At 41.7% G+C, this 10,996-nt stretch carries 6 protein-coding genes; all 6 read left to right on the forward strand.

All coding sequences use genetic code 11. The features are described from left to right. The coding region (locus tag ACT8YW_RS11240; RefSeq protein ID WP_444104942.1) for a DUF3826 domain-containing protein at positions 1 to 669 on the forward strand (669 nt) is incomplete at its 5' end. 205 nt (positions 670 to 874) lie between these two features. Next, the gene (locus ACT8YW_RS11245) at positions 875 to 1,798 is read left to right on the forward strand and encodes a glycoside hydrolase family 43 protein (protein WP_444104943.1); all 924 of its coding nucleotides are present in this window, start codon (positions 875 to 877) and stop codon (positions 1,796 to 1,798) included. A 32-nt stretch (positions 1,799 to 1,830) separates the two neighbouring features. Continuing rightward, complete coding sequence (locus tag ACT8YW_RS11250; protein ID WP_444104946.1) at positions 1,831 to 5,151, forward strand: MGH1-like glycoside hydrolase domain-containing protein; 3,321 nt, start codon at positions 1,831 to 1,833, stop codon at positions 5,149 to 5,151. A 37-nt stretch (positions 5,152 to 5,188) separates the two neighbouring features. Continuing rightward, the gene (locus ACT8YW_RS11255) at positions 5,189 to 8,008 is read left to right on the forward strand and encodes a glycoside hydrolase family 78 protein (protein ID WP_444104948.1); all 2,820 of its coding nucleotides are present in this window, start codon (positions 5,189 to 5,191) and stop codon (positions 8,006 to 8,008) included. Between the two features lie 200 nt (positions 8,009 to 8,208). Next, positions 8,209 to 9,543, forward strand: a complete 1,335-nt coding sequence (locus ACT8YW_RS11260) for a glycoside hydrolase family 28 protein (protein ID WP_444104950.1) — start codon at positions 8,209 to 8,211, stop codon at positions 9,541 to 9,543. A 56-nt stretch (positions 9,544 to 9,599) separates the two neighbouring features. After that, the coding region (locus ACT8YW_RS11265) for a 6-O-methylesterase (RefSeq protein WP_444104952.1) at positions 9,600 to 10,996 on the forward strand (1,397 nt) is incomplete at its 3' end.

Below are 10,996 nucleotides of genomic sequence, written 5' to 3' on the forward strand. Positions count from 1 at the left end.
ATGAAAAAGATACTGATACTATCATTGCTTTTTATTTCCAGTTGGATGTCTGCACAGGCGGTCGACTTAAATAAAGAGAATCGTGATCCTGAATATGTAAAGTCTATTGTCAGCCGATCACAAAAGATTGTCGATAAACTCGGACTTACAGATGCGAAAATAGCCGAAGATGTTCGCAATGTCATAGCTAATCGTTATTTCGAATTAAATGATATTTATGAAGTGCGGGATGCTAAAATCAAAAAGATAAAAGAATCCGGATTGACTGGTGAGGCTAAAAATGAAGCCTTGAAAGCCGCGGAGAATGAAAAAGATGCAGCGCTATATCGTTCACATTTCGCTTTTCCTGCCAATTTATCTCTCTTTCTTGATGAAAAGCAAATAGAAGCTGTAAAGGATGGCATGACTTATGGAGTGGTGAAAGTAACTTATGACTCACATCTGGACATGATTCCGACTTTGAAAGAAGAAGAAAAGGCTCAAATCTATGCATGGTTGATAGAGGCCCGTGAATTTGCGTTGGATGCAGAAAATTCGAATAAGAAACACGCTGCTTTCGGAAAATACAAAGGACGTATCAATAACTATCTGGCTAAACGCGGATATGATCTGAAGAAAGAACGTGAGGAATGGTATAAGCGTGTAAAAGCCCGTGGAGGTTCTCTATAATTAAAAAATAAGATACTATAAAAAGAAGTGAAATTCTTTCCCATTGTAAATGGTTAGTTTGTTTGATGGTGGAAAGGGTGGCTCGGAGAGTCGCCCTTTTATCGTCTATATGTTTTGAATCTCGCGATTCTTCTAATCTATTTGAGTACAAATGACGTTTTCTATCGTCTCCTCTGTATAAAAGATACAAATATAGAATATACAAATGAAAAAGTTAAGAAATACATTAGCCGCAATAAGCCTTCTGTTTCTGGCTTCTTGTGGAGGGAGCAAAGACTACTATATGTTCACTTCATTTCATGAACCGGCTGATGAGGGCTTGAGATACTTATATAGTGAGGATGGAATACATTGGGACAGTATTCCGGGCATTTGGTTAAAGCCGGAATTGGGACAGCACCAGCTCATGCGTGACCCCTCGATGGTACGTACCCCGGATGGAACCTATCATTTGGTCTGGACTACAAGTTGGAAAGGTGATTTAGGATTTGGCTATGCATATTCCAAAGATTTGATCCATTGGTCGGAACAACAGATGATTCCTGTAATGGCAGACGAACCGACTACCATTAACGTATGGGCTCCGGAGATTTTCTATGATGATGAGAATGATCTGTTTATGGTAGTATGGGCTTCCTGTGTCCCCGGACGTTTTGAAAAGGGGATAGAAGAAGAGAACAATAATCATCGTTTATACTATATCACTACAAAAGATTTTAAAACCGTTTCGAAAGCTAAACTTTTATACGACCCGGGATTCAGCACCATTGATGCTGTTATTGTGAAACGGGCAAAGAATGACTATGTAATGGTACTCAAGGATAATACCCGCCCGGAACGTAATCTGAAAATCGCTTTTTCCGATTCTATGACCGGACCTTATTCGCCTGCATCCCAACCTTTCACTGAATCCTTTGTAGAAGGACCGTCTGTAGAGAAAGTGGGAGATGATTATCTAATCTACTTTGATGTATATAAGAAAAAAATATATGGTGCTATGCGTACGAAGGATTTCCGGAACTTTACAGACGTAACAGAAGAGGTCAGTATACCTGTGGGGCATAAGCATGGGACTATATTTAAGGCTCCGGAGTCAGTCGTAAAGGCATTGTTGGAAGAAAAGAGATAAATCCGGAAATAATTTTAAATCAGAAATAAATCATGAATAACTCTATTAAAATTCTTTTTGTACTGGTTGCCGGTTGGCTGACTACTACAGCCTTTGCACAAGATAGAATCCATTATACAGGAACAGAATTATCAAACCCTGCTTGTCACGACGGACAACTGTCTCCGGTAGTCGGAGTACATAATATTCAGTTGGTACGTGCCAATCGTGAATATCCCGATGCTTCGAACGGCAATGGATGGACTTATAATCATCAGCCGATGCTGGCTTATTGGAATGGACAGTTTTTCTATCAGTACCTCGCAGACCCTTCTGATGAACACGTACCACCTTCACAGACTTTTCTGATGACTTCGAAGGATGGATATTGCTGGACAAATCCGGAAATCGTGTTTCCTCCTTATAAAGTTCCCGATGGATACACCAAAGAATCTCGTCCAGGTGTACAGGCCAAAGATCTGATTGCCATAATGCACCAGCGTGTCGGATTCTATGTCTCTAAATCCGGCAAGCTGATTACAATGGGAAATTACGGAGTTGCTTTGGACAAAAAGGATGATCCCAATGATGGAAACGGTATTGGCCGGGTGGTTCGTGAAATAAAGAAAGACGGCTCTTACGGACCGATCTATTTTATTTATTATAATCATGGATTTAATGAAAAGAATACCGATTATCCGTATTTTAAAAAAAGCAAGGATCGTGAGTTTGTGAAAGCTTGCCAGGAAATACTCGACAATCCGCTGTATATGATGCAGTGGGTGGAAGAAGCCGACCGTGAAGATCCTATCATCCCGCTGAAGAAAGGATATAAAGCATTCAATTGTTATACATTGCCGGATGGACGTATTGCCAGTCTTTGGAAACATGCACTTACTTCTATCAGTGAGGATGGCGGACATACCTGGGCAGAACCGGTGCTTCGTGCAAAAGGCTTCGTAAATAGCAATGCAAAAATCTGGGGACAACGTCTAAGTGACGGAACGTATGCTACAGTATATAATCCATCGGAATTTCGTTGGCCGCTAGCTATCTCTTTGAGTAAAGATGGATTGGAATATACGACATTAAATTTAGTGCATGGTGAAATCACTCCAATGCGCTATGGAGGAAATTATAAATCATACGGTCCCCAATATCCACGTGGTATTCAGGAAGGTAATGGAATACCTGCAGATGGTGATTTATGGGTTTCTTACAGCGTGAATAAGGAAGATATGTGGATTTCCCGCATTCCTGTTCCGGTAGAGATAAATGCTTCAGCACATGCGGACGATGATTTCTCAAACAATAAATCAATTGCAGAACTGACTGACTGGAATATTTATTCTCCGGTTTGGGCTCCGGTTTCTCTGGAAGGTCAATGGCTGAAACTGCAAGATAAAGACCCGTTTGATTATGCAAAAGTGGAACGAAAAATACCGGCTTCTAAAGAGTTGAAAGTATCATTCGATTTGAAAGCCGGGCAAAATGATAAAGGTACCCTTCAGATTGAATTCCTGGATGAGAATGGAATAGCATGTTCCCGTATGGAACTTACTGATGATGGAATTTTCCGAATGAAAGGTGGCTCTCGGTTTGCAAATATGATGAAATATGAAGCAGGAAAGGTTTATCACGTGGAAGCAGTTCTTTCAACTGCCGATCGTAATATTCAAGTATATGTAGATGGTAAAAGAGTCGGACTGCGTATGTTCTACGCACCTGTGGCTGCTGTTGAACGGATCGTATTCCGTACCGGTGTACCTCGTACATTCCCGACTGTAGATACTTCTGCCGATCAGACTTATGATCTGCCAAATGCAGGTGCACAAGATTCATTGGCAGGATATGGTATTGCCAATGTGAAAACATCTTCTACGGATAAAGATGCATCTTCTGCTTTTTTAAAGTATGCTGATTTCAGTCATTATGCAGACTATTTCAACCACATGGAAGATGAGAACATCGTTCAGGCAATTCCTAATGCAAAAGCCTCGGAATGGATGGAGGAAAATATTCCTTTGTTCGAGTGTCCGCAACATAACTTTGAAGAGATGTATTATTATCGTTGGTGGTCATTGCGTAAGCATATCAAAGAAACTCCTGTAGGATATGGTATGACGGAGTTCCTCGTTCAGCGTTCCTATTCTGATAAATATAACCTGATCGCTTGTGCGATCGGACATCATATTTATGAGAGCCGTTGGTTACGTGACCCTAAATATCTGGATCAGATTATTCATACATGGTATCGTGGCAATGACGGCGGTCCGATGAAGAAAATGGATAAGTTCAGCTCATGGAATGCGGATGCTGTATTGGCCCGTTATATGGTAGATGGGGATAAAGATTTTATGCTGGATATGAAAAAAGATCTGGAAACTGAATATCAACGTTGGGAACGTACGAACCGTTTGAAGAATGGATTGTACTGGCAGGGGGATGTACAGGATGGAATGGAAGAATCTATCAGTGGTGGACGGAAGAAAAAATATGCCCGCCCGACAATCAATAGTTATATGTATGGCAATGCCAAAGCACTTTCATGTATGGGAATTCTTTCCGGTGATGAAGGAATGGCTATGAAATATGGTATGAGAGCAGACACATTGAGAAATCTGGTAGAGAATGAGTTGTGGAATACCCGTCACCAGTTTTTTGAGACGATGCGTACGGATTCTTCAGCAAATGTCCGTGAAGCAATCGGATATATTCCCTGGTATTTCAACCTGCCGGATACGACAAAGAAATATGAAGTTGCCTGGAAAGAGATTCTGGATGAAAAAGGTTTCTCTGCTCCTTATGGATTAACTACTGCAGAACGTCGTCATCCGGAATTCCGTACACGTGGAGTGGGTAAGTGTGAGTGGGATGGAGCTATCTGGCCGTTTGCTTCTGCACAGACATTGACAGCAATGGCTAACTTTATGAATAATTATCCGCAGACCGTATTGTCTGACAGTGTATATTTCCGTCAGATGGAATTGTATGTGGAGTCACAGTACCATCGTGGTCGTCCTTACATTGGCGAATATCTGGATGAAGTGACCGGTTATTGGTTGAAAGGGGATCAGGAGCGCAGCCGCTACTATAATCATTCTACTTTCAACGATTTGATGATTACAGGACTGATTGGACTTCGTCCGCGTCTGGATAATACAATTGAAGTAAATCCATTGATCCCTGTCGACAACTGGGATTGGTTCTGCTTGGATAATGTGCTATATCACGGTCATAATCTGACGATTCTTTGGGATAAGAACGGCGATCGTTATCATTGTGGAAAAGGCTTACGCATTTTTGTGGATGGTAAAGAAGTCGGTTATGCAGATACATTGACAAGAATCGTTTGCAAGGATGTACTCAAATAATCATTTATCTGATAATATAGATAGGATAGTCTGAACAATGAATATAAAGAAATATCTCCTTCTTTTTCTTTGCCTGCCATGTTTTATGCAGGCAAAGACTATAACAATCAGCCGCCTTACCTGTGAAATGCAGGAAGGTCTGGTAGTGGTCGAAGGTTCACCTCGCTTGGGATGGGTGATGGAATCGCCGGAAAATGGAACGCGACAATCAGCTTATGAGATTGACATCCGGGAAGCTTTTACAGGACGTTCCGTTTGGAATAGTGGAAAAGTCTATTCTACACAGAGCCAGCTGGTTTCTATAGAGGGGGCAGATATACGGCCTGATAATCAATTTAATTATAGTTGGCGGGTTCGTGTTTGGGATGAGACAGATGCACCCTCTGAATGGAGTCGTGAAGCAAAGTTTCGCTCTGCTTCTTCAAGACTTTCCGAAGGAAAATGGATTGGAGCTATCACTCGTCAGAATGCTCATTTACCGGAAGGACGCAAGTTTCATGGTGGAGAGTTGAAGAAACCGGAGGTAAAGGCAGCTTGGGAAGCAGTGGACACTTTAGCAAAGAAAAGTATTTGTTTGCGAAGAACATTCCAGGTGGGAGATAGGACAGAAGGGAATACAAACCGCCAATCGGGCAAGAAAATAGTAGAAGCAACTGCATACGTTTGTGGTTTGGGATTCTATGAATTCTCTTTGAATGGCAAGAAAGTAGGCAACAGTGAATTTGCTCCGCTGTGGAGTGATTATGATAAAACTGTTTACTATAACACGTATGATGTAACGGAACAATTGCGGCATGGTGAGAATGCCGTGGGAATCTTATTGGGGAATGGATTCTATAATGTGCAAGGAGGACGTTATCGCAAATTACAGATAAGTTTTGGTCCTCCTACACTTTTATTTGAACTGGTTATTAATTACGAAGATGGAACATCTACAACACTTCGTTCTGACAATGACTGGAAATATGATTTTAGTCCGGTAACTTTCAATTGCATATATGGAGGTGAGGATTACGATGCTCGTCGTGAGCAAAAAGGATGGAATCAGGTTGGCTTTGATGATAGTCATTGGCGTCCGGTAGTTATACAGGAAGCTCCTAAAGGAATACTACGTCCACAGATGGCGCCTCCGGTGAAAATCATGGAACGATATGATATTCAAAAGGTAACCAAACTAAATGCAGAACAGATTGCTTCAGCTTCTAAATCGACTAAAAGAACTGTCGATCCTTCTGCTTTCGTGTTGGATATGGGGCAAAATCTGGCTGGCTTTCCGGAAATAACAGTACGTGGTAAACGTGGACAGAAAGTAACTCTGCTCGTAGCCGAAGCATTGACAGATGAAGGTGCCTGTAATCAGCGACAAACGGGACGTCAACACTATTATGAATATACACTGAAAGGTGAAGGTGACGAAACCTGGCATCCTCGTTTCTCTTATTACGGTTTTAGATATATTCAAGTCGAGGGGGCTGTCTTAAAAGGTCAAAAGAATCCGCAGAGATTGCCTGTGTTGAAGAATATTCAATCCAGTTTCGTCTTTAATTCAGCTAAGAAAGTTTCCACTTTCGAATCATCCAACCGAATATTTAATGCTGCCCATCGATTGATCGAAAAAGCAGTGCGTAGCAATATGCAGTCTGTGTTTACAGATTGTCCGCATCGTGAAAAACTAGGCTGGCTGGAACAGGTGCATCTGAATGGTCCTGGGCTATTATACAACTATGATTTGACAGCTTATGCTCCGCAGATTATGCAGAATATGGCAGATGCGCAACATGCCAACGGTGCCATGCCGACAACTGCTCCGGAATACGTGGTTTTTGAAGGTCCGGGCATGGATGCATTTGCCGAATCTCCGGAATGGGGTGGTTCTCTGGTTATTTTCCCATTTATGTACTATGAGACGTATGGAGATGACTCGTTGATTAAGAAATATTATCCGAATATGCGCCGTTATGTGGATTATCTGAAGACTCGTGCAGAGATGGGTATTCTTTCTTTCGGCTTGGGAGATTGGTATGATTACGGAGATTTTCGTGCCGGATTCTCTAGGAATACACCGGTTCCCCTGGTGGCTACCGCGCATTATTATATGACAGTAATGTTTTTAATAAAAGCTGCGAAAATGGTTGGCAATGACTTTGACATTCATTATTATACTTCTTTGGCACATGAAATACTTGCCTCATTTAATAAATGTTTTCTCAATAAAGAGACAGCACAGTATGGTACAGGGAGCCAATGTAGTAATGCACTTCCGTTATTCCTCCAGATGACGCAGGATTCAGATGAACAAGGCAGTTATCAACCGGATGCAAAGTTGGATGAGAAAGTACTTATGAATCTGATTAAAGATGTGGAAGCACATGGCAATCGCTTAACGACCGGTGATGTGGGTAACCGCTATCTGATTCAGACGTTGGCGCGTAATGGTCAGCACGAACTTATTTATAAGATGTTCAATCACGAAGAAGCTCCAGGATATGGCTTCCAGTTGAAATTCGGTGCTACCACCTTAACCGAGCAATGGGATCCCCGCCAAGGTTCTTCCTGGAATCACTTTATGATGGGACAGATTGATGAATGGTTCTTTAATTCGCTGGTCGGTATCCGCCCATCTACTACCTATCAAAAGTTTATCATCGCTCCCCAGCCTGTAGGAGATTTGAAATATGTCAAAGCATCGTATGAAACTTTATACGGTACTATTGTTGTAGATTGGACTAGCCAGAACGGAATTTTCACTTTAAACATATCTGTTCCGGTGAATACTACGGCTGTCGTTTATCTTCCGGGAGAAAAAGAACCCAAAGAGATACAGAGTGGAACATATCAATTGGTTTGTGCAAGATGAAAGAACCTTTTGCATATATTTGTAGAATTAAAAAAACAATGTATTCATAGAAAAAGCCACGCAGCATCTTTATTTTAATCATATAGCATGTTTGAAAAAAACATTTTAATGATTGTATTCAAACATTGGGAAGAAAAAAAGATTCTATTAGCATGATTTTTTAGAAGACAATGATGAAATATAATTTAATAATATCGATTATGAATTTACGGACAACTTTTCTCGTCTTTCTTTGCTTCTGTGCAACCACAATTCTCCGTGCCGAGCGTGTGGATATGTTGAAGACCGGTGCAAAAGCAAATGGTAAGGCTCTTAATACAAAGCTAATCAATTCAACGATTGATCGTTTGAACCGTGGCGGCGGAGGTACTCTTTTCTTTCCTGCCGGGACTTACCTGACAGGAAGTATTCATCTGAAAAGCAACATTACACTGGAGTTGGAAGCCGGAGCTACTTTGCTCTTTTCTGACAACTTCGATGACTATCTTCCTTTTGTCGAGGTTCGTCACGAAGGAGTGATGATGAAAAGTTTCCAGCCTTTGATCTATGCGGTAGATGCCGAGAATATTACCATCAAAGGAGAAGGAACTTTGGACGGACAGGGAAAGAGATGGTGGATGGAGTTCTTTCGTGTCATGATTGATTTGAAAGATAACGGCATGCGTGATATAAATAAATATCAGCCGATGTGGGATGCAGCAAACGATACGACAGCGATTTATGCTGAAACGAATAAGGATTATGTAACTACGTTGCAGCGTCGCTTTTTCCGTCCTCTGTTTATCCAGCCCGTTCGTTGTAAGAAAGTAAAGATTGAAGGAGTGAAAATTATCAATTCTCCTTTCTGGACGGTGAATCCTGAATTTTGCGATAATGTAATAATAAAGGGGATAACTATTGATAATGCCCCTTCACCAAATACAGACGGGGTTAATCCGGAATCCTGCCGCAATGTGCATATCAGTGACTGCCATATATCAGTGGGGGACGATTGCATAACAATCAAGTCCGGAAGAGATGCGCAGGCCCGTCGTTTGGGAGTACCTTGCGAAAATATCACCATAACCAACTGTACCATGCTTTCCGGCCATGGAGGCGTTGTTATCGGCAGTGAGATGAGTGGAAGTGTGCGTAAAGTGACTATTTCCAATTGCGTATTTGACGGAACGGATCGTGGAATCCGCATCAAGTCAACCCGTGGAAGGGGAGGAGTCGTTGAAGACATTCGCGTTAGCAACGTTGTTATGAGTAATATTAAACAGGAAGCAGTCGTGCTGAATTTGAAATATAGTAAAATGCCTGCGGAACCAAAGAGTGAACGCACTCCGATCTTCCGTAACGTACATATCAGTGGAATGACTGTGACAGATGTAAAGACTCCAATCAAAATAGTGGGTTTGGAAGAAGCGCCGATATCTGACATTGTTTTGCGTGATATTCATATTCAGGGAGGAAAACAGAAATGTATCTTTGAAAATTGTGAGCGTATCACGATGGATGATGTGATCGTCAATGGTGAAGAGATTAAAATGTAATCCTGCTCTGCATCTGATGTCTTTATGATGACTTACTTAGAATCAAATAATTAAAAATGAAACGAATCCTTTTTACCATGCTTCTTGCCGCATCTCTTTCGGCTGAAGCGCAGACACAAACATACGAGACGGAATTTGCCCGTCCCTTGAATGAAGTACTGACGGATATTCAAAACCGTTTCGGAGTCCGCCTGAAATATGATATTGATACAGTGGGAAAAGTGTTGCCTTATGCCGACTTTCGTATTCGTCCTTATTCTGTAGAAGAATCCCTGACGAATGTATTGGCACCTTTCGATTATAAATTTGTCAAACAGAAAGGAAATATGTATAAGCTAAAAGCGTATGAATATCCACGTCGTACGGATGCAGACGGAGAAAAGATGCTGGCTTATTTGAATACTCTTTATGCAGATCGACAGGCTTTTGAACTTCGCGTTGATTCTTTGAAAAAAGAAGTGCGTCAACGTTTGGGTATCGACACTTTACTAGCTCAATGTGTTAAATCCAAACCTATTCTTTCGAAGATACGTAAGTTTGATGGCTATACAGTGCAGAATTTTGCACTTGAAACACTTCCCGGCTTATATGTTTGCGGTTCTATCTACACACCTCAATCAAAAGGAAAACATGCGTTGATTATTTGTCCTAACGGACATTTTGGTGGCGGACGTTATCGTGAGGACCAGCAACAACGTATGGGCACTTTAGCACGTATGGGAGCTATTTGTGTGGATTATGATTTGTTCGGATGGGGAGAGTCGGCTTTACAAGTTGGCAGTGCGGCACATCGTAGTAGTGCGGCGCACACTATTCAGGCAATGAATGGCTTGTTGATTCTTGAGTCTATGCTTGCTTCCCGTAAGGATATTGATACCAGTCGTATCGGTACAAATGGTGGTTCAGGAGGGGGCACTCATACTGTTTTGTTGAGTGTATTAGATGATCGTTTTACTGCTTCTGCTCCCGTGGTGAGCCTTGCTTCTCACTTTGACGGTGGCTGTCCGTGTGAAAGCGGAATGCCCATTCAACTTTCTGCAGGAGGAACCTGTAATGCGGAGCTAGCTGCTACTTTTGCCCCTCGTCCACAACTCGTGGTATCTGATGGTGGCGACTGGACGGCTAGTGTTCCTACTCTTGAATTTCCTTATTTGCAACGAATTTATGGATTCTATAACGCGAAAGACAAAGTAACGAATGTACATCTCCCCAAGGAGAAACATGACTTTGGTCCGAACAAACGGAATGCTGTTTATGATTTCTTCGCAGACGTGTTCAAGTTGGACAAAAAGATGCTGGACGAAAGCAAAGTTACCATTGAACCGGAATCTGCTATGTATAGTTTTGGAGAAAAAGGAGCTTTGCTTCCCGAAGGTGCAATCCGGTCATTTGACAAGGTAGCCGCCTATTTTGACAAGAAGGCCTTTGCTGATTTAAAATCAGATGCTTCTCT

Source organism: Bacteroides sp. (genome assembly GCF_052357945.1).
Lineage (GTDB): Bacteria > Bacteroidota > Bacteroidia > Bacteroidales > Bacteroidaceae > Bacteroides.